The sequence below is a fragment of the Salegentibacter sp. BLCTC genome (assembly GCF_015143665.1).
Taxonomy (GTDB): Bacteria; Bacteroidota; Bacteroidia; order Flavobacteriales; family Flavobacteriaceae; genus Salegentibacter; species Salegentibacter maritimus.
This window is the reverse complement of sequence record NZ_WYEW01000001.1, coordinates 24995-44826: the sequence shown is the minus strand read 5'-3', so window position 1 is coordinate 44826 and position 19832 is coordinate 24995. Positions and strand designations below refer to the sequence as shown.

17 protein-coding genes are annotated in these 19832 nt (G+C 36.2%); 14 read left to right on the top strand and 3 right to left on the bottom strand.

What is annotated here, in order from left to right:
- Positions 1-86: 86 nt before the first annotated feature.
- The 4 genes from GUB10_RS00220 to GUB10_RS00205 all read left to right on the top strand — a co-directional run bounded on the left by GUB10_RS00220 (position 87) and on the right by GUB10_RS00205 (position 2365).
- Positions 87-461 carry a hypothetical protein gene (locus GUB10_RS00220; RefSeq protein WP_193709441.1) on the top strand — a complete coding sequence of 125 codons (375 nt, stop codon included), beginning with the start codon at positions 87-89 and terminating at the stop codon, positions 459-461.
- A gap of 184 nt (positions 462-645) precedes the next feature.
- A complete protein-coding gene (locus tag GUB10_RS00215; protein WP_193709775.1) occupies positions 646-1263 on the top strand; it encodes a YqaA family protein in 618 nt (205 codons plus the stop codon).
- Between the two features lie 77 nt (positions 1264-1340).
- The gene (locus GUB10_RS00210; protein ID WP_193709440.1) at positions 1341-2117 is read left to right on the top strand and encodes a DUF1206 domain-containing protein; all 777 of its coding nucleotides are present in this window, start codon (positions 1341-1343) and stop codon (positions 2115-2117) included.
- An 89-nt stretch (positions 2118-2206) separates the two neighbouring features.
- The gene (locus GUB10_RS00205) at positions 2207-2365 is read left to right on the top strand and encodes a YqaE/Pmp3 family membrane protein (protein ID WP_193709774.1); all 159 of its coding nucleotides are present in this window, start codon (positions 2207-2209) and stop codon (positions 2363-2365) included.
- Positions 2366-2435: 70 nt separating this feature from the next.
- Here GUB10_RS00205 and galE read toward each other — a convergent pair whose 3' ends face one another.
- Positions 2436-3473, bottom strand: coding sequence for a UDP-glucose 4-epimerase GalE (gene galE / locus GUB10_RS00200; RefSeq protein ID WP_193709439.1), 1038 nt, complete (start codon positions 3471-3473; stop codon positions 2436-2438).
- Positions 3474-3627: 154 nt separating this feature from the next.
- Here galE and GUB10_RS00195 point away from each other — a divergent pair, with 154 nt between their 5' ends.
- From GUB10_RS00195 to GUB10_RS00170, 6 genes are all read left to right on the top strand, one after another.
- Positions 3628-3912, top strand: coding sequence for a DUF3817 domain-containing protein (locus tag GUB10_RS00195; RefSeq protein WP_193709438.1), 285 nt, complete (start codon positions 3628-3630; stop codon positions 3910-3912).
- Positions 3913-3915: 3 nt separating this feature from the next.
- Entirely contained in the window at positions 3916-5226 is a 1311-nt protein-coding gene (locus GUB10_RS00190; RefSeq protein WP_193709437.1) for a mechanosensitive ion channel family protein, read from the top strand.
- A gap of 294 nt (positions 5227-5520) precedes the next feature.
- Positions 5521-6582, top strand: coding sequence for an endonuclease/exonuclease/phosphatase family protein (locus GUB10_RS00185; RefSeq protein ID WP_193709436.1), 1062 nt, complete (start codon positions 5521-5523; stop codon positions 6580-6582).
- 345 nt (positions 6583-6927) lie between these two features.
- Positions 6928-8775 carry a flavohemoglobin expression-modulating QEGLA motif protein gene (locus GUB10_RS00180; RefSeq protein WP_193709435.1) on the top strand — a complete coding sequence of 616 codons (1848 nt, stop codon included), beginning with the start codon at positions 6928-6930 and terminating at the stop codon, positions 8773-8775.
- A complete protein-coding gene (locus GUB10_RS00175) occupies positions 8772-9821 on the top strand; it encodes a glutathione synthetase (protein ID WP_193709434.1) in 1050 nt (349 codons plus the stop codon). The genes GUB10_RS00180 and GUB10_RS00175 overlap by 4 nt, the downstream gene beginning before the upstream one ends.
- A 107-nt stretch (positions 9822-9928) precedes the next feature.
- Entirely contained in the window at positions 9929-10849 is a 921-nt protein-coding gene (locus GUB10_RS00170) for a succinylglutamate desuccinylase/aspartoacylase family protein (protein ID WP_193709433.1), read from the top strand.
- A gap of 233 nt (positions 10850-11082) precedes the next feature.
- Here the strand turns inward: GUB10_RS00170 and GUB10_RS00165 are convergent, their stop codons facing one another.
- Together GUB10_RS00165 and corA are read right to left on the bottom strand one after the other, a co-directional pair.
- Positions 11083-12204 (bottom strand): lactonase family protein, encoded by a 1122-nt coding sequence (locus GUB10_RS00165; RefSeq protein WP_193709432.1) that lies wholly within the window; start codon positions 12202-12204, stop codon positions 11083-11085.
- Between the two features lie 13 nt (positions 12205-12217).
- A complete protein-coding gene (gene corA / locus GUB10_RS00160; RefSeq protein ID WP_193709431.1) occupies positions 12218-13294 on the bottom strand; it encodes a magnesium/cobalt transporter CorA in 1077 nt (358 codons plus the stop codon).
- A gap of 277 nt (positions 13295-13571) precedes the next feature.
- Between corA and nhaA the strand changes: the two genes are divergently transcribed.
- From nhaA to ccoN, 4 genes are all read left to right on the top strand, one after another.
- Positions 13572-14897, top strand: coding sequence for a Na+/H+ antiporter NhaA (gene nhaA / locus GUB10_RS00155; protein WP_193709430.1), 1326 nt, complete (start codon positions 13572-13574; stop codon positions 14895-14897).
- Between the two features lie 72 nt (positions 14898-14969).
- Positions 14970-17363 (top strand): heavy metal translocating P-type ATPase metal-binding domain-containing protein, encoded by a 2394-nt coding sequence (locus tag GUB10_RS00150; RefSeq protein WP_193709429.1) that lies wholly within the window; start codon positions 14970-14972, stop codon positions 17361-17363.
- 69 nt (positions 17364-17432) lie between these two features.
- Positions 17433-17627, top strand: a complete 195-nt coding sequence (ccoS, locus tag GUB10_RS00145) for a cbb3-type cytochrome oxidase assembly protein CcoS (RefSeq protein WP_193709428.1) — start codon at positions 17433-17435, stop codon at positions 17625-17627.
- A 2-nt stretch (positions 17628-17629) separates the two neighbouring features.
- Positions 17630-19831 (top strand): cytochrome-c oxidase, cbb3-type subunit I, encoded by a 2202-nt coding sequence (gene ccoN / locus GUB10_RS00140; protein ID WP_193709427.1) that lies wholly within the window; start codon positions 17630-17632, stop codon positions 19829-19831.
- Position 19832 lies beyond the last annotated feature (1 nt).

Sequence of the window (19832 nt, the reverse complement as noted above, 5' to 3'; positions counted from 1 at the left end):
ACTTATTTTTTTCCAAAAATGTTTCATAAAACGACGAAAGCAGTACATTTGCAAAAAATAGTATAACCTGATTAACTTATTTTCTCTTGAACAATATAAAAGCCCAAAAATTACTAAACAAGATTCAGCGTGATTTAATGCGCAACGGAATAATCACCAACACGTTGATAAGCGACCTCAAAGACTTAAGACCCCTTGTAGTAGAAGAAGGGCAGCCTTTATTAGCAAAAGTAATTAGGTTAACCTTTGAACACGTAGAGGCTTACGATTCTTTTAATATTGCCATTCCTGGTGATGAGGCGGTAGAAGAAGGAGAGGAAGCACCGGTACAGGAAGAAACAACCGGACAGGAAAGTCTGGATTATTTACTTTCTCTAATGGCCGACCCCTCAAATCGTGTAAATGAAATTGAGTTGCGTGAATACGTAAACGCATTCAATGAATATGCAGAAGAGAATTAGATCGTAACTTTTATGAATATTACGGCCTGATATTTGAAAGGTATCGGGCAAATCTTATTGAATACCTCAATAAGAAACCATCTCGGGTTTGTTCCGGGACATTAAGTAGAGTAATATAGTTTTTTGATACAATATCGAAGTTTTATAAACTTACTTAGTGAGTAAATTGCTAAAGGAGAATTTGATGAAGAAAGATGCGAAATCTAAAAAGAAGTCGCGCATACGCTTGTTACACCAGTATTATAGTTATACCGGTTTTTACAGTTTTGTTTGGAATAGCATAAAGAAAGCAATTTTACCAATCGTTTTGTTTATAGCTGCACTTTGGGCTATAGATAGGTTTGTTCTTGATATTGAGGACATGTTGGTTACGGTAACCGAGACTTATTCCCCTTTGGGTATTATTAGTGTTTTCTTTGCTTCAGAATCCCTGCTTGGTTTAATTCCCCCTGAACTATTTATTGCTTGGTCAGGTAAATCGGCCAGTCCTATTTTATATCTTTCATTATTAGCCCTTGTATCTTATTTAGGCGGTGTGATCTCCTATTTTATGGGAAGATGGATGACCAAAATCCCGGCTGTTCACGAAGCAATAGAAGTGAAAATGGCTCAACATATTAAAAATACCAGAAAATGGGGTGGCTTTTTAATTATTGTAGGAGCATTACTACCTATTCCCTTTGCCATGACAAGTATTGCAGCAGGTATTATAAAATTTCCATTCCCGAGTTATTTATTGTTTGGTTTACTTAGGTTTGTGCGTTTTTATTTGTATGCCCTGGTAATTTTTGAAATGGTGTAAACACTAAACTTTTCCCAAGAATACTGCTGTTAAATTCCAAAAAACTAATTTTAAGGAACTAACCTTAAAATTTTAATATGGATTCTAAACTAAAAAATGTAGCCCGTGTTGGCTATGTTGCTAAAGCTTCTGTGTATGGCATCACAGGAGTACTTACCTTTTTGGCTGCTTTTAATATGGGCGGGCAAAAGTCCAGTAAATTACAGATAATTGAATTTTTGGAAAAGCAGCCCTTTGGAAATGCTTTACTAATTCTACTTGGTCTTGGACTTTTATGTTATTCGGTATGGAGATTTATCCAATCTTTAAAAGATCCAGAAAATATTGGTGATGATAAAAAAGCTAAAGCGAAAAGACTGGCATATTTTATAAGTGCTATACTTTACCTTGGTTTATCTGTTTATGCATTTATGACTTTAATTAATGCTGCTTCTTCTGGTAGCGGCAATTCCAGTTCGGGACTTTCGGGTACTGCCGGTGTAATTGTATTTGCTGTAATTGGTATTGGGCTGGCTATTGCAGGTATCTTTCAATTTAAAAAAGCCAAAACAAAAGAATTTTTACAGGATTTTGGTTATGATTCTATTAGTGACGAAAAGAAAAGAAAAACCATTAAAAATACCGGCTATCTTGGGTTAATTGCCCGGGGCATCATATTTTGTATACTTGCCTATATTTTTGTTAAAGCTGCGCTGGCATCAAATACCTCTAATATGAAAGGTACTACTGATGCGTTTTCATTCTTACAGGAATCGCAATATGGCTCGTGGTTAATGGGCATAGTTGCTGCGGGCTTTGTATGCTACAGCATTTATGTATTTATGCTGGCCAGATATAGAAAATTTAAAGCCTGATGTTTTGTTAAACCCCTACCAAGAACTCGTTAAATCTAATTATTAGACTGGTATTTCTATGTAATTTCGATAGTAATAACCAAAAAAATATAATTATGTTAACCATTATTTTAAATATCCTATTACCACCACTATCTGTATTTCTTAAACATGGTTTAGGGGTCACATTTCTAATAAGTCTTTTACTAACTGCCCTGGGCTGGGTTCCGGGGGTAATTCACGCTTTTATTGTGAATGGTACACGGTAGGTATTTATAAATACAAAGAAAGGCTGTTTTAAATTTTGACAGCCTCTCTTTTATGTATACATCAGTTAAATTAATTATTCTCCTCTCTTTTCACCACTTCTTTTTGCCATTCCCAGGCACTTTTTAGAGCTTCATCTAAATGTTTTTCGGTTTTCCAACCCAATTCTTTATTGGCCTTTTGTGTATCAGCATAAGCTGCTACGATATCTCCTTCGCGCCTACCCACTATTTTGTAAGGTAATTTTTCTCCGGTAGAGCGCTCAAATGAATTAATAACTTCCAGCACCGAGCTTCCTTTCCCGGTTCCAAGATTAAAAACTTCAAAGTTGCTTTTTTCTTTATTTTGCTGAAGACGTTCTAAAGCCACAACATGCGCTTTGGCCAGGTCTATTACATGAATATAATCTCTTATACAAGTTCCATCGGGGGTTGGATAATCGTCACCAAATACCGAAAGTTCTTTTCTTTTTCCAATAGCAGTTTGCGTAATAAAAGGAATAAGGTTTTGTGGGGTACCAATGGGCAGTTCTCCAATTTCAGCCGATGGATGAGCCCCAATAGGGTTAAAATACCGAAGTGAAATCGCTTTAAAGTTTTTATTGATTTTAGCCGTATCGGTAATTATCTCCTCTCCTATTTGCTTGGTATTTCCGTAAGGAGATTCGGCCTTTTTAACCGGAGCATTTTCGGTAATTGGTAATTCATCGGCCTGTCCATAAACGGTACAGGAAGAACTAAAAATAAAATAGGCACTTTCTTTTTGTTGTAATTCCTGGAGTAAATAGATTAAGCTCGAAAGGTTATTTTCGTAGTAAAGCAATGGATTTTCAACACTTTCTCCCACGGCTTTGGAAGCAGCAAAATGAATAACCCCTTCAATATCCGGGTACTTTTCAAAAAATTCTTTTACCTCATTTTTATTCCGAAGGTCAATATTTTCAAAAGCCGGTGTTTTTTGGGTTATTTTAGTGATTCCGGCAAGCACATCTATAGAAGAATTAGACAAGTTATCTATAATCACCACTTCGTGACCTTTTTCCTGAAGTGCCACCACGGTATGTGAACCTATAAAACCAAGTCCGCCGGTTACCAATATTTTTGAGCTCATTTCTTTTGTTTTAATTAAAATGCAAATTAATAAAATTCAATTTGCTAATCCTTCTTATAGAATATAAATTAACCGCTAAATATTTCAAGGAAAAAGCCATTATAAATTACCAGATTCTCTATAAAAACTATCTTTGCAATCTAAATTTTAAACTATGTCTCTAGAAAAGCAAAAAAAGGTTTTTAAGTATGTAAGTATCCTGGAAGGACTTTCATTTTTATTGTTGTTATTTATCGCCATGCCGCTAAAATATATTTGGGATATGCCAGCAATGGTACAACAAGTAGGAATGGCCCATGGGGTACTTTTTATTGCCTATGTTATAGGTGCTGTTTGGTTATTTAAACCCCTAAACTGGAACTTTAAAGAACTATTTGTGATACTGGGTTGTTCCCTGGTTCCATTTGGTCCTTTTTATGTTGAAAAAAAATATCTCTAAACTATGGATCTAGAAGAAGGATTTAAGAATCTTATCTGTCTTTTTGAAAATTTCTTAATTAATCAGGGGGTAAATACTACGGTAGCTCTTTACCTTAACCTGCTATTAAATATCCTGATTCTTATTTTAATAATTTTTGGGGTTAATTACCTGATAAAGAATTTTGTGATAGAAGCTTTTAAAAGTTTCAGTAATAAAACCACAACCTCTTTTGACGATTTTCTTATAAAAACCAATTTTCCAAAATATATAGGGCAAATCCTTCCTATATTCATTGTATACATTACCGTACCTTTTATCCTGGTAGACTTCCCACTGGCCATTAAGTCGTTCTATTTTGTAGTAGACATCTATATAATACTTCTTATTGTTTGGATTATAAGAAGCATTTTAAGGGGGACAAAAGCCTATTTAAGAACTTTAGAATCTTTTCACGACAAACCTGTTGAAAGTTATATTCAGGTAGTGATGATTATTGTTTGGTTGTTTGCAATACTTTTTATTGTAGCTGAAATCACCGACAAAGATGTTATTAATTTTATTATCTCCCTTGGTGCTGCCTCAGCAATTTTGTTGTTGATTTTTAAAGATACTATCCTGGGCTTTGTAGCTTCCATTCAGGTTAGTGTAAACGATATTGTTAGAATTGGCGACTGGATAACTTTTAGTAAATATGGAGCCGATGGTACCGTAACCGAAATAACCCTCGCTACGGTTAGGGTTCAGAATTTTGACAATACATTTACCTCTATCCCTACCTATAGCCTCATTTCTGAATCTTTTCAGAACTGGCGTGGTATGCAGGAATCTCCGGGAAGAAGAATTAAGAGGGCGATTTTTATTAAGCAGAATTCGGTTAAATTTATTACCGCTGAAGACATTGAAAAGTATAAAAAAATCCAGTTAATTTCTACTTATCTTAAAGACAGGCAGGATGAAATTAATGAATACAACGCTAGTCACCAAATTGATACCAGCTTACCATTAAACGGAAGAAACCAAACCAATTTGGGTATTTTTAGAAAATATATAGATACTTATTTAAACAATCATTCTGCGGTTCATAAAGAAATGTACATTATTGTACGGCACCTACAACCAACCGAACACGGTATTCCTGTAGAAATTTTATGCTTTAGCCGTGATAAACGCTGGGAAAATTTCGAGTATATCACTGCCGACATCTTTGATCATGTAATAGCCGCGGTATCATTTTTTGATCTTCAATTGTTTGAGGCTCCATCAGGTGATGATTTAAGAGATTATTTAAATAAGCAAATTGAAAGTGGATCTACCAACAAGGCGAAAAAATAGTTTAGCCCGCATCAATCTAAGTCTATTTAAATTTCAAATAGCGTATAAATTATTTTGTGGCAAATCAAACGCCTTAGATGGAAAGATTTTTATCCATCGGCAAGCTTTTAAGCATTAATTCTCAATTATTGGCTAAAAAGAAATCAAAATGCTTAATTTTATTTAACTTATCATATTTTTCATCAAAATATTAGTAAAATTCCAAAGGCAAAACAACGAGGCATTAGTTGGAAACAAATTTTTAATTTCGATGTAAGCCTCGGGTATACTCTTTGGCGATACCAATAAAGTAATATGACTTTAAAAGGATTTCTTCAGGTTTTTGGGAGTATCGCAGTAGTAATGACCTTAGTTCCATTAATTGCAGCCGACTATTGGTGGATAAGAATCTTTGATTATTTACACATTCAATTAAGCCTGCTTACCCTTACCGCAATCGCTGCCTATTTTATTAGGTTTGAGGTTAAGAGAATTGAAGACTATATCTTTATGGGGGTGCTTATAGCCTGTTTTACTTTTCAGGTGGTGAAAATATATCCCTACTTTCCCCATAAAAACTACGAGGTTGGACAGGTTTCCTCAGAAAATACCAGTAATAAATTTAGCCTTTATTCGGCCAATGTGTTGCAGGAAAACGAAAATCCCGATTTGATAATTGCCGATATCAAAAAGCAAAATCCCGATATATTGCTTTTTACCGAAACAAATAGCCGATGGAAAAATGATCTTTCTAACATCACTGCTTCTTATCCCTATAAAGTTGAAGCGCCATTGGATAATACTTATGGGATGTTACTTTATTCAAAATTAGCACTCAAAAATCCCCAACTGCGATATTTAGTAGATGATAGTATTCCTTCTATTCATAGCGTCCTGGAATTAAGATCGGGTAAAGAAATAATGTTTCACGCCATCCATCCTACCCCTCCCATGCCGCAGCATAACCCTTCTTCTACCGATAGGGATGCAGAGATGATGAAAGTAGCCCTCATGGCCAGAGACTCTAAATTACCGGTTGTAGTAGCCGGAGATTTTAACGATGTAGCCTGGTCTTCAACTACTGCCCTCTTTCAAAAGGTTGGCGGATTATTAAATACCAGGATTGGCCGAGGTTTTTATAACACTTTCGATGCTAACAGTTTTTGGATGCGCTGGTCTTTAGATCACGTTTTTGTAACCGAAGAATTTAGAGTATCCGATTTTAAACTGGGAAGCAAAATAGATTCAGATCATTTGCCTTTATATATAGAACTCAATCTAGAACCCGAAAAAGCCGCAGCACAAAAACCAAAACCTGCCACGAAAGAGGAAATTAAAAGCGCCCGTAATCAGGTTGAAAAATCAAAGGAAAAGTGAAATATATTTTCGCCTACTAACAAATTTCATCAGGCATTCTATCTCAAATAAGTGCTTTCGGCTAATTTTAAAGGCTTTTAAGTAATTTTCTATATATCTCTTAAATAAAACCCAAAGTAGGTTTACAAATTAATATTCACTGGTTTTCTTTCTAAATTTATTTCAAGTTTAACCACTTATATGTTCAATTTAGTGCTACATAAAAGTGGTTTTCTAGTAACATAGAACAAGTAAATTACCTCATGGCAAGCCAACGAGGCATTAAATGAAAAGATTTTTTGATTTCGGGCTAAACCTCGAAGCATAAATCTCGATTAACGAGTAAACTTTTAGAAGAAAACCAAAATGCTGAATATATCTGATTTATCGGAAAAATCGATTAAAAAAATTTTAACAATCCTGGAAGAAGATGGCAAACTAAGTGCTTCACTTCCGGGAGGAGGTTTAATACATATAGAAGACAATTTACCTTACCTGATAGTATACAGAAAAAGACCGGATGATGAAGGTACCGAACGAATAGTTGTTAGTGAAGCTTCCTATCTTTTAATTGGAGATAAGTTTTTTGAGGCCTATCGAAAACTTATTTATGCTTTAGCAGATAAACTTTCAACAGATTTTAAATCTTATATGATTTTTGAAATCTATACGGGTGAGCCCAATGATTGTTTTACCATAAAGGCTCCGGCTGAAAAGCTCCCTACCTCTATAAAAGTTTTACAAAAAGAGCTTAATGATATCAATCAGGTTTTTAGTGGATTATACTTAAAAGCTGAAATAAAAGACACCCCAAATAGACAAAAAGAAGGCGATCAGGAAATTTTGAGTATTGAAGAGGCAAAAAAATCAGGTGCTGTAGTTGTAGGCCTCGAAATTCCACCTGTTTTCCGCGATAAAGACAACAAAATTTATCCTGTCTTTTTAAGGCAGTTTAAGGACTACCTTATAACCTGTATTCACAAAGCCATCTACGATTATGTGCGTGTACAAACTACCAGCGGTGTAGGCAGTTATCTTGCATTGGGGAGAAAACACTTAAAAGAAAAAGTTTTTGAGGTAGACAAAGCCCTGGCAAAAATAGAACGTTCTTACCAGTTTCTATGGCTTATTTCACCGGCTAATATTCAGGATATAAAAAACACGTTTTTTGAAAGCAAGTACGAAAAAGTTTTGGATTACCATTATAGGTTGCTTCCCATAGATCCCGATCTATTAAAAAGAGAACTCTATAATTTAAAAATTGAAGAAATAGACGATCCTGCTATGTCCCATATTTTTAGGGAAAAACGAGAAGAACTGGATCAGCAAATTACCATGTTAAGCGAACGAGGTACATCAAATTTTTTCTATAACAGTATTAGACTTTACAAAGGCTTAAGTCCGAAATTAAGCGAAGAAGCAGGAACAATTTTAAGAGAGCTTAATGAAACAGAAGAAGATGAAAATGCCGAGTTTATTGATGCCAAAGGCTTTAGTAGTTTGGCTCGTAGAGAATTCGATTATTTCGCCGAACAGGATGAAAACTTTAAAAGTAAAGTTCATATTCGCAAAGATGTGAACATTATGATGGTTAATAATGGTGAGCTTTATGTTCCGGCAGATTATAAAATGAATAAAACCGAAGCAATGGCCTTAATTCAGCACGAAGTTGGTACCCATGTGCTTACCCATTACAACGGAACCCGGCAGCCTTTGCAACTTTTAAGTAGTGGTCTTGCCGATTATGATCCGCTACAGGAAGGCCTGGCCGTAATGTCTGAGTATTTAGTAGATGGATTAACAGCAAACAGACTTAGAACACTGGCCGGACGTGTAATAGCGGGCTCTGCTTTAATTGAGGGAGCAGAATTTCCACAGTTATTTAGACTATTAAAAATGGATTACGGATTCTCTGCATCCAGGGCTTTTAATATTACTTCCAGGATTATGCAGGGAGGCGGATTTCTAAAGGATATAATTTATTTAAAAGGTTTGGTACAACTCCGTGATTATTTACAAAATGGCGGAGAATATGAGCCTTTACTAGCAGGAAAATTTGGATTAGAACATACCAAAATTATTGAAGAACTAACCGAAAGGAAAGTATTAAAAACAAGCGCGTTGCGCCCCAGTTATTTATTAACCGAAAATATTACCAATAAATTAAACCTAATCAGGGAGGGACTTCCCCTTTCAAAAATGATAACCCAATGAAAATTTGCTTTGTATTAAACGATATTGAAACCGAAAGTTGCGGAACTTCCGTAATGTTAATGACTATGGCCCATTCCAGAGGTCACGAAGTATATGCTATGGGAGTGGGAGATTTTAATTTTCACCACGATGCGCCTATAAGCATAAACAGCACGCAGGTACCCAAGAATACCAAAACCAAATCGCCAAAAAAATTTCTGGAAGCTTTACAAAGCTCTAAAGCCAGAAAAAGAAAGATCACAGCAAAGACTTTAGATGTATTATTTATTAGAAATAATCCCACCGAAGAAGAATCTGGTCGAAAGTGGGCAGAACAAGCCGGGGTTGCCTTTGGAAGAATGATGCAACAGCAAGGGGTATTGGTACTAAACGATGCTTATGCTCTTTCTAATGCATTTATCGATAAGTTATACTTTGAAGAGCTTCCGGCAGAAATTAAACCCAACTCGCTTATTACCCGAAAAAAAGAGGATATCCTGGCGTTCTGGGAAAATAACAATAAAAAAATTGTTTTAAAACCACTGGAAGGCTCAGGTGGGCAAAATGTTTTTCTGGTAGATGAAAACGAAAAAAACATTAATCAGATAATTGAAACAATTAGCCAGAAGGGATATGTTATTGCCCAGGAATTTTTGCCGGCCGTCAAAGATGGTGATGTGAGAATAATTTTAATGAACGGCCGTGTAATGGTTAAAGATGGTAAACAAGCTATTATTAGGCGAGTAAGTGGGGAAGGTGAATTTAGAAGTAATTTTGCCCTGGGCGCCACTGCCGATAGCAGTGACCTTACCCCCGAGATGCAACGAATTGTAGATCTTACTGCCCCAAAACTAATTCGCGACGGACTTTTCTTTGTGGGCCTTGATGTTGTAAAAGATAAATTGATTGAAATTAATGTGTTAAGTCCCGGTGGGATGGAACATTTTAAAGATATAGGATTACCGGAATTCTCAGATGTAGTAATTGAGGCGATAGAACGCAAAGTTGAGTACAAAAACCTTTATGGACATCAATTTACCAACAGGGAAATTGCCTGTATGGAATAAGTCTCGGGGCAAGCCGAGAAGGCATTCGGTAAAAACAAATTTTTAATTTATAGGCAAGCCTCGGGGGTAATTTATCCTTTGGCGGTGCCAATAAAAAGCCACGTGTTATGAGCAACAAACCAAATAAAAATATTCCCAGGATAATTGGAGAATATAGCAGTAATAAAGAAGGACCTTTACTTTTTGTTACCGCGGGAATCCACGGCAATGAACCCAGTGGTGTAAAGGCTCTGGAAGAAGTTTTTAAACAATTAAAAAAGACAAATCCCACAATTCAAGGAACCCTGGTTGGAGTTTCCGGAAACCATAAAGCTTTAAATCAAAACAAACGTTATATAGATGAGCACTTAAACAGGGTTTGGACCGAAGAAAACATCAAACAAAAAAAGAAGCGTACCCATGAACAAAAAGAAATGTGGGAAATCATTGAGATTTTAAATCAATACCCGCAAAAGAAGTATACTAAACGATATTTTCTGGATTGCCATACTACCTCATCGCCAAGTTTGCCCTATGTTTCTGTACAGGAAGTGAACGACAATGACGCCTGGGCACATAACTTCCCAACTTTTATAGTACGCGGGTTTAGTGATATTATAACCGGGGATATAGATCATTATCTAAGCCGAATAGGGATGACGGGCTTTGTTTTTGAAGCCGGGCAGCATGAAGATAAAACTTCGGTTGAAAATCACGAGGGAGTAATTTGGCTTGCTTTAAAAGAAGCCTGTAAGCTGGATTTATCCAAAATTGAAACCTATCCCGAATGTGTAGATCGTTTTGCTAAAAAGAATGCCCCGGAACAAAAAACTTTTGAGCTGATACATAGGCACGGTTTAAAAGATTCAGATTCTTTTAAAATGCAACCGGGCTATGAAAATTTTCAAAAAATTGAAAAAGGAGAAGTGTTGGCGATACAAAACGGTGAGGAAGTTAAAAGTAAATGGGAAGCCAGAATTTTTATGCCCCTGTACCAGGCACAGGGCAACGATGGCTTTTTTGTAATAGAAGAAGTGGATGTAAAATAATTGAAACCTATTTTAACTTTAAATCAATCTGAATTCATTTCAAAATATATGCATTTAGAATTAAAAGGAGACTGTCTGAAAAGTTCTTAAAAATCGTCATTCTGAATTTATTTCAGAGCCTGCCCCGATTCTTTATCGGGGATCTAACGTGTTGGTAATTAAAACATCTTAGAAGCTGAAACAAGTTCAGCTTGACGAGAATAGACTTTTCAGACAGCTTTTTTTTGTAATGATTAATCTTCAGCAAACTCTACGCAAACGGGAGACATAACCTCAACAGGCAGTAGGTGTTCTTCCAGTTCGCCGGTTTCCATATTCACCTTAAAACTGCTAATAGTTGAAGTGTCCTGGTTGGCAGCATACAGGAATTTTCCATCTGGGGAAATCCCAAAATTTCTTGGCGTATCCCCTTTGGTTGGGTAATGGCCAATTACGCTTATTTTTCCTGAATTTGGGTTAATTTTAAAAGCCGCAATGCTATTATGGCCGCGATTAGAAGCATAGACATATTTTCCGGAAGGATGTACGTGAATATCTGCGCCCGAATTATTTCCGTTGAAGGTTTCAGGCAAATTTGAAATACTCTGTATTAATTCAAGTTTACCCTCTTTTTGTATTTTAAAAACACTAATGCTAGAATTTATCTCATTCAGCGAAAAGGCAAAATTATTGTCTTTAGAAATATCGAAATGTCTTGGTCCCGAACCTTCTTCTAACTCAACAAATGACTGCTCTTTAGGACTTAGTTTCCCCTCCTTTTCATTAAAGTTATAAATCCATATTTTATCGTTCCCAAGATCTGATATATAAGCTGTTTTATTGTCGGAAGAAATTGAAACCGAATGTGCATGAGATTCTTTTGGGTTCTCTAACTCCAGCTTTTGCTGTTTTAAAAGATTTCCGTTTTCATCTCTTTTATAAAGCATCACAACACCTCCTAAATAATTCGATACAAAAACATACTCTCCGGTTTTGTCTATCTCAATATGGCAGGGCGCAAAAGCTTCGGTAGAAATTTTTCCTATTTCTTCCAGGCTGTTGTCTTCCTTTCTTTTATACGAATAAATAAATACCGAATCTATATTCCCGCTTCCCAATTCACTTACGGCATACAGGTTTTCACCATCTTTTGAGACTTTCACAAAACTAGGATTCGTAATTTCGGCAACTGTTTTTTGGGGTTGTAAACTTCCGTTTTCAGGGTCTTGCATTGCCAAATATATTCCTTTGGCCTTTCCATCTACATGCCCCTCCTTTTTGGTATAAGTACCAATGTAAACCGGGTTTTCTGTTTTTTGCGCCGTACAACTTAACGTAAAGGACAAAGCAAGGCCAATTAAAGTAATTTTTTTCATATTATTATTTGAGTTATAACCATTTTTTTCGCTTGAAATAAAAAATCATTAAGAGGAAAATCACAACCATCACCCCCCAAAGCACATAGTAACTGTACTCCCATTGCAACTCTGGCATGTGTTGAAAGTTCATCCCGTAAATTCCTGCAATAAAAGTAAGGGGAATAAAAATAGAGGCCATAATGGTTAAAACTTTCATCACCTCGTTCATCTTATTGCTAAGGGTGGTCATATACATATCCATAAGTCCCCAGGCCATTTCCCTATAGAGATCTATGTTTTCTGAAACCTGTAGTATATGATCGTGTAGATCGTCTATATAGTTTCTAGTGCGGCTTTTTATAAGCTCATTTTCCATTTTTTGAAGCCTAAATATAACTTCTTTTAGGGGAAAAACCGCTCGCCTAACTCTTAAAATAGATCGTTTAAGATCCTGAATTTCAGCAGTGATATCATCGCCCGGTTTACTTTCAAATAATTGTTCTTCAAGGCTTTCAACTTTCTCGCTCAACTCATCTACTACCAGAAAATAATGGTCTACTATAGCATCCAAAAGCGCAAATACAAGATAATCAGAGCCATTACTTCTAATACGCCCGTACGATTTTTCAAGCCTTCCCCTAACCCCATCAAATACATCTCCACCGGCTTCCTGGAATGTTAATACATAGTTACTGCCTAGAACAAAACTTATATGCTCATGTACTAATTTTCCATCCTGGTGATATAGCATTTTTGCAACTATAAATAGATAATCTTCATATTCATCTATCTTTGGTCGTTGTGTGGTATTTACTATATCTTCAATAATTAATGGATGCAGTTCGTAATACTTACCAAGCTTTTCAATTTCTTCGGTATTGCTTAGTCCATCTATATTAAACCAGGTAATACGGTCTTCTGCCTCAAATTTAAAAGCATCTTCGGTAGTGGAAGATGTAAGTTTCTCGAAATTATTTTTATTGTAATCTATTACTTCCAGCTTGGTTTCACCAGACTCTTTTCTTCCTACATAAGTAACTGTTCCGGGAGGTTGGTTAACCGACTTCATTTTAGGCCTGCGTAAACTTTGGGTTAGCTTTTTTACCATATTTAAACTTTATAGCCCTAAAGGTAATAAATTACCATATGGCAAGCCAACAGGCATTAAACGGAAATATTTTTTTATTTCGAGCTAAGCTCTAAACTATTAAACCAGAATGACCGGGTAATGTTTTGTTTTTAGTAGTTTCAAAAAATAAGTTAGGATTCATGATTTTTATACTTTAGGAATAACCCAAAAACTGAGTTTTATCATATCTACATTCCTAAAATGGTAATAGCTTTATTATCAAGTATTCTACATCTATTTTTAGCAACTGTTTACTATGAAAAAATCACCTCTGGACATTTATCTTATACTCCCAATTAAGAATTTTATTGAGAAAAAAACATCGGTAGGTTTATTGCTTATTTTTTCGGCCTTACTAGCCATGATAGTAGCTAATTCCCCTTTTGCTGATGCCTACCATAGCTTATGGAAACAGTACATTCATTTGGGAATAAACGATTTTGTGATAAGAAAAAATTTACTGCACTGGATTAACGACGGACTTATGTCTATCTTTTTCTTTGTGGTTGGACTTGAACTAAAACGGGAAATTTTACAAGGTGAACTTTCAAGCATAAAAAAATCTATGCTGCCTATAGGAGCCGCAATTGGAGGCATGATTTTTCCTGCACTTATCTTTTATTACTTTAATATGGGCCTAGATTCTGTATCGGGTTGGGGAATTCCTATGGCTACAGATATTGCTTTTGCACTGGGAATACTTTATCTTTTGGGAGACCGGGTTCCTTTACCGTTAAAGGTTTTTTTAACTGCTATTGCCATTGTAGACGACCTGGGGGCTGTTCTGGTAATTGCATTTTTTTATACCTCAGATATCTCCTTGCAAAGTCTGGGAATTGCAGGGATTTTTCTCTTAATTCTTGCCGCAGCCAATTTAATTGGCATTAGAAATACCTTTTTTTATGCAGTTATGGGAATTGGAGGTTTATGGCTGGCAATTTTACTTTCAGGAGTACATGCCACTATAGCTGCCGTTCTGGCCGCCTTCGCAATTCCCAACACAAAAAAAATTAATACCCCACTATTCCTTAGAAAAGCTAAACTTCTAGGCTACGAAATTCAGCAGGAATTCAGGAATAGAAAAAAAGATCCTAAAGAAGCTGAAGAACATATTACTTACACTATAGAAAAATTCTCTTCATTAACCGAAGATGCCACTCCCCCTCTACAACGGCTGGAACACGCACTTCACCCGTTTGTAAGTTTTATAATCCTTCCTGTATTTGCATTTGCCAATGCAGGAGTTAGCCTTGGAGACACCTCTTTTGATGTTGTTTTAAGTCCTGTATTGATTGGCGTTGTTAGCGGACTTATTTTAGGAAAATTAACCGGAATAATTTTATTCTCAAAACTTATGGTTTGGCTTAAAATTGCAGCACTGCCCCAAAAGGTAAAATGGAAGCATGTATATGGTGTTGCCTGTTTAGCGGCCATTGGCTTCACTATGTCCTTATTTATTACCGACCTTGCTTTTGAAAACGAAAGTTACATGTCTCAGGCAAAAATTGGAATCTTATTGGCTTCTTTACTTGCCGGAATAATTGGTTATTTTTACTTACGAAAAGTTAGCAATAGCAATTAGTTAGTTAAACCTGATTCCGGTCATATTAAATGGTCGTAATTTCACGAAATTTGCAATTAAAATTCGGTTTGTATGAAAAACTGTTTTCACTGTGGTGAAGCATGTAAAAATGAGCACCTTGTTTTTCAGGAAAAAGATTTCTGTTGCCATGGTTGTAAAACTGTTTATGAAATCTTAAACGAAAGCGATCTTACTTATTATTATGATCTTCAGGAAAAACCGGGGATCTCTCCGGTGACTTCAGAAGGTAAATTCGATTTTCTTGACAATAAGGAAATAGCTGAAAAGTTATTAGAATTTAATGAAGGCAATACACAAATTGTAAATTTCCTGGTACCCTCTATGCACTGTAGCTCGTGTATTTGGGTCTTAGAAAATCTTGGAAAACTAAACAACGGGGTTAAATCGGCTCAAGTAGATTTTCCAAAAAAAACTGTACGTATAAGTTTCTCTCCCGAAAAGATAAACCTCAAGGAACTGGTTTATCTTCTTAGTAAAATTGGTTATGAACCTTATATTTCGCTAAAAGATTACGATGAAAAAGATCATAAAGTAGATAGAAGTCTAATCTATAAACTTGGAGTTGCCGGTTTTGCTTTTGGGAATGTGATGTTTCTTTCTTTTCCCGAATATTTTGAAGTAAAAGAGTTTTGGCTTGAGCAATTTAAACATTTGTTTCGCTGGCTAATGTTTGCTTTTTCCCTACCAGTGGTTTTTTATTCGGGCTCAGGTTATTTTGTTTCGGCCTATAAAGGATTAAGAGCTAAAATACTAAACATAGACGTACCTATTGCCCTTGGAATTGCCGTGCTTTTTATACGAAGTACTACAGAGATCCTTTTAGACCTGGGAACCGGTTTTTTTGATAGCCTTACGGGCTTGGTCTTCTTCTTACTTTTAGGAAAGTTTTTTCAGCAAAAAACTTATTCATACCTATCTTTTGAAAGGGATTATAAATCTTATTTTCCCATGGCCGTTACGCGCTTAACAAAAAACAACTCCAATGAAAGCCTAGAAGAGCAAATACAGGTTTATAAAATAAAAGCCGGTGATCGTATTTTAATAAGAAATGGCGAATTAATACCAATAGATGCGGTTTTAATAAAGGGCCAGGCAAATATAGACTACAGTTTTGTAACAGGAGAGGCCGAAGTTGTTAGAAAAGAATCTGGAGAAACACTCTATGCCGGTGGTAGACAACAGGGAGGCGTTCTGGAAATTGAAGCCATAAAAGCCATAGACCAAAGTTACCTTACAAAACTTTGGAGTAATGAAGTATTTGCTAAAGATAAAAACAGCGAATTTCAAACACTCATCAATCAAATAAGTAAGCGCTTTACCACCGGCGTTTTAAGTATTGCCTTTACAGCTACTTTGTTTTGGTTAATCTACGATCCGTCAAAAGCTTTAAATGTGTTCACGGCGGTATTAATTATTGCCTGCCCCTGTGCTATAGCTCTTGCCACTCCATTTACGCTGGGGAATTTGCTTCGTATCTTCGGAAGGAATAAATTTTACTTAAAGGAAGCGAGTGTTATTGAACAGATAGCCAAGATAGATTGTGTAGTTTTTGATAAAACGGGAACAATTACCTCAAACAATAAAACAGAGATTTTCTATGAAGGCTTAAAATTAAACACCGAAGAACAAAGCTTATTAAGTAGCAGTTTAAGAGCTTCCAGCCACCCTTTAAGCAGACAATTATATCAAATTCTGGATAAAAATAATATACAGGGTTTAGATGAATTTCAGGAATATACAGGGCAAGGAATTAGTGCCGAAACTAACGGCAACAGGATAAAGATTGGCTCTGAGACTTTTGTAAGGGATTTTACCACAAAAACCAAAGAACTTAATAAAACAAGCGTTCATATTAGTAGCAACGAAGAATATAAAGGTTGTTATGTTTTTAAAAACTCTTATCGAGAAGGCCTCGCCCAACTCTTTAAAGAACTGGGCCAAACCAAAAAGTTGTTTATTCTTTCGGGAGATAATGATGGTGAAAAGGAAAGGCTTGAAAAAATGTTGCCTTTAACGACCAGATTCTACTTTAACCAAAAACCGGACGATAAACTTGCTTTTATTAAAAAACTTCAGGAAGAAGGCAAATTGGTTATGATGATAGGCGACGGACTCAACGACGCCGGCGCACTGGCACAAAGCAATGTTGGGATTGCTATTTCAGAAAATATTAACGTTTTCTCCCCGGCTTGTGATGGCATTTTAGAAGCTTTAAATCTTCCTCAATTAAGCAAATATTTTCAACTTTCGGCAAAAGGAATAAAAATCATAAAATGGAGCTTTGTATTAAGTTTATGTTATAATGCAATAGGCCTTGCTTTTGCTGTAACCGGTAATTTAATGCCCGTTATTGCTGCTATATTAATGCCTTTAAGTTCAATTAGCATAGTGGCTTTTGCAACATTGGCAACCAACCTGGCGGGAAAAAAATTAAGACGGTATTAGGCTAAACCTGATTTAAATCATATTTTAGACTTTAACACATTTTTAAGTTTGCTAAATAATTGAATTAACATGAATATCATTTACCTCTTACTGGCTTTAAGTGTATTGGTAGCCCTCATCTTCTTTGTCGCTTTTATTTTTTCAGTAAAAAAAGGACAATATGACGATGTCTACACACCCTCAGTAAGAATGTTATTTGACGATGAATTAGTAAAACCAAAATCAAGTAAATCCAGTTCCACCAAAAACAAGAAATCTAATTAACTATGGAAGTAGAACAGTTTCATTACGATAATAAAATCGTAAAAAAGTTTACTATGGCTACCCTTTTTTGGGGTATAGTGGGTATGAGTGTAGGGCTTTTGCTCGCATTTATGTTTTTATTCCCTAACATAACCGATGGTATTCCATGGTTAAGCTTTGGTCGTTTAAGGCCATTACATACCAATGCGGTGATTTTTGCCTTTGTTGGAAACGCAATTTTTGCTGGGGTATATTATTCTACCCAACGTTTGCTCAAAGCCAGAATGTATAGCGATTTTTTAAGTAATTTCAACTTTTGGGGGTGGCAGGCCATAATTGTAGCAGCGGCCATTACCTTACCTATGGGTTTCACCAGTTCTAAAGAGTATGCTGAATTAGAATGGCCAATAGATATTGCAATTGCTTTGGTTTGGGTTGCTTTTGGAGCTAACCTTATTGGAACCATGATTAAAAGAAGACAACGTCACTTATACGTGGCCATTTGGTTTTACCTTGCTACATTCGTAACCGTTGCTGTATTGCACATTGTAAACAATATTGAAATACCTGTTACTGCATTAAAAAGTTATTCTTTTTATTCTGGGGTTCAGGATGCTTTAGTACAGTGGTGGTATGGACACAATGCAGTGGCATTTTTCCTTACAACGCCTTTTCTGGGCTTAATGTATTATTTTGTACCAAAAGCAGCTAATAGGCCAGTATACTCCTATAGGCTTTCTATTATACACTTTTGGTCGCTTATATTTATCTATATCTGGGCAGGTCCACACCATTTATTGTATTCAACTTTACCAGACTGGGCTCAAAACCTTGGGGTAGCCTTTTCTGTAATGCTATTGTTCCCATCCTGGGGTGGTATGATAAACGGACTTTTAACCCTGCGTGGTGCATGGGATAAAGTGCGAACAAACCCCGTACTTAAGTTTTTTGTAGTAGCGATTACCGGCTACGGGATGGCAACTTTTGAGGGGCCAATGCTTTCTCTTAAAAACGTAAACGCCATTGCACACTTTAGTGACTGGATTATTGCACACGTTCACGTGGGAGCACTTGCCTGGAATGGTTTCCTTACTTTTGGTATGGTTTACTGGCTTGTACCTAGGTTATTTAAAACAAAACTATATTCTACCAAATTGGCAAATACCCATTTCTGGATAGGAACACTTGGTATTATTATTTATGCGTTGCCAATGTACGTAGCAGGCTTTGTACAGGCTTCTATGTGGAAACAATTTAATCCAGACGGGACACTTACCTACGGAAACTTTTTAGAAACAGTAACCTCAATTATTCCAATGTACTGGATGCGTGCCATTGGAGGTACATTATATATTGTGGGAGCTTTTATTTTACTTTATAACATAGTAAAAACCGTTAGACAGGGAAGTGAAGTTGAAGATGAATTAGCAGAAGCTGCACCACTACAAAAAGTAACTCGTAAGAGAACCGCAGGAGAAGCTTACCACTCTTGGTTGGAAAGAAGACCTGTAAAACTTACCATATTTGCCACAATCGCAATTTTAATTGGTGGTATAGTACAAATTGTGCCTTCATTAATGGTAGATGAATATGTACCGGTAATCTCGAGCGTAAAACCCTATACCCCACTAGAACTCGAAGGTAGGGATATTTACATACGAGAAGGTTGTGTGTCCTGCCACTCGCAAATGATTAGACCATTTAGAAGCGAAGTTGAACGTTACGGCGAATACTCAAAAGCCGGAGAGTATGTGTATGATTATCCTTTCTTATGGGGTAGTAAACGTACCGGGCCAGACCTTATGAGGGTTGGTGGCAAATATTCTGATAACTGGCACCTAAACCACATGTACGATCCGCAAAGTACCTCAGCAGGTTCTATTATGCCGGCTTATAAATGGCTAATCACAGACGAGCTGGACAAAGGCGACACCGAATCGAAAATGGAAGCCCTACGTAGCCTTGGTGTACCCTATACCCAAGAGGAAATTGACAATGCGCAACAATGGATGACTGAGCAGGGAACTCAAATAGAGAAAAACCTTTATGCAGATCCCGATTTTGTTGAAACCTATGAAGCCGAAAAAGAATTCGCCGCTAAAAATGGGAAAGAATTCGTAGAAATGCGAAATCGAGAAATTGTAGCGCTTATCGCATATCTGCAAAGACTGGGCACAGATATTAAAGCTAAAGATGTAGAAGTTTCAAATACTAAAAACAATTAAG

Bases quoted from the DNA above. Each gene is read 5' to 3' on its own strand.
- GUB10_RS00210 (WP_193709440.1), top strand. From the start codon at position 1,341: ATGGATTCTAAACTAAAAAATGTAGCCCGTGTTGGCTATGTTGCTAAA.
- GUB10_RS00190 (WP_193709437.1), top strand. From the start codon at position 3,916: ATGGATCTAGAAGAAGGATTTAAGAATCTTATCTGTCTTTTTGAAAAT.
- GUB10_RS00180 (WP_193709435.1), top strand. From the start codon at position 6,928: ATGCTGAATATATCTGATTTATCGGAAAAATCGATTAAAAAAATTTTA.
- GUB10_RS00215 (WP_193709775.1), top strand. From the start codon at position 646: ATGAAGAAAGATGCGAAATCTAAAAAGAAGTCGCGCATACGCTTGTTA.
- ccoN (WP_193709427.1), top strand. From the start codon at position 17,630: ATGGAAGTAGAACAGTTTCATTACGATAATAAAATCGTAAAAAAGTTT.
- GUB10_RS00175 (WP_193709434.1), top strand. From the start codon at position 8,772: ATGAAAATTTGCTTTGTATTAAACGATATTGAAACCGAAAGTTGCGGA.
- GUB10_RS00165 (WP_193709432.1), bottom strand. From the start codon at position 12,204: ATGAAAAAAATTACTTTAATTGGCCTTGCTTTGTCCTTTACGTTAAGT.
- galE (WP_193709439.1), bottom strand. From the start codon at position 3,473: ATGAGCTCAAAAATATTGGTAACCGGCGGACTTGGTTTTATAGGTTCA.
- GUB10_RS00185 (WP_193709436.1), top strand. From the start codon at position 5,521: ATGACTTTAAAAGGATTTCTTCAGGTTTTTGGGAGTATCGCAGTAGTA.
- nhaA (WP_193709430.1), top strand. From the start codon at position 13,572: ATGAAAAAATCACCTCTGGACATTTATCTTATACTCCCAATTAAGAAT.
- GUB10_RS00195 (WP_193709438.1), top strand. From the start codon at position 3,628: ATGTCTCTAGAAAAGCAAAAAAAGGTTTTTAAGTATGTAAGTATCCTG.
- corA (WP_193709431.1), bottom strand. From the start codon at position 13,294: ATGGTAAAAAAGCTAACCCAAAGTTTACGCAGGCCTAAAATGAAGTCG.
- GUB10_RS00150 (WP_193709429.1), top strand. From the start codon at position 14,970: ATGAAAAACTGTTTTCACTGTGGTGAAGCATGTAAAAATGAGCACCTT.
- GUB10_RS00170 (WP_193709433.1), top strand. From the start codon at position 9,929: ATGAGCAACAAACCAAATAAAAATATTCCCAGGATAATTGGAGAATAT.
- ccoS (WP_193709428.1), top strand. From the start codon at position 17,433: ATGAATATCATTTACCTCTTACTGGCTTTAAGTGTATTGGTAGCCCTC.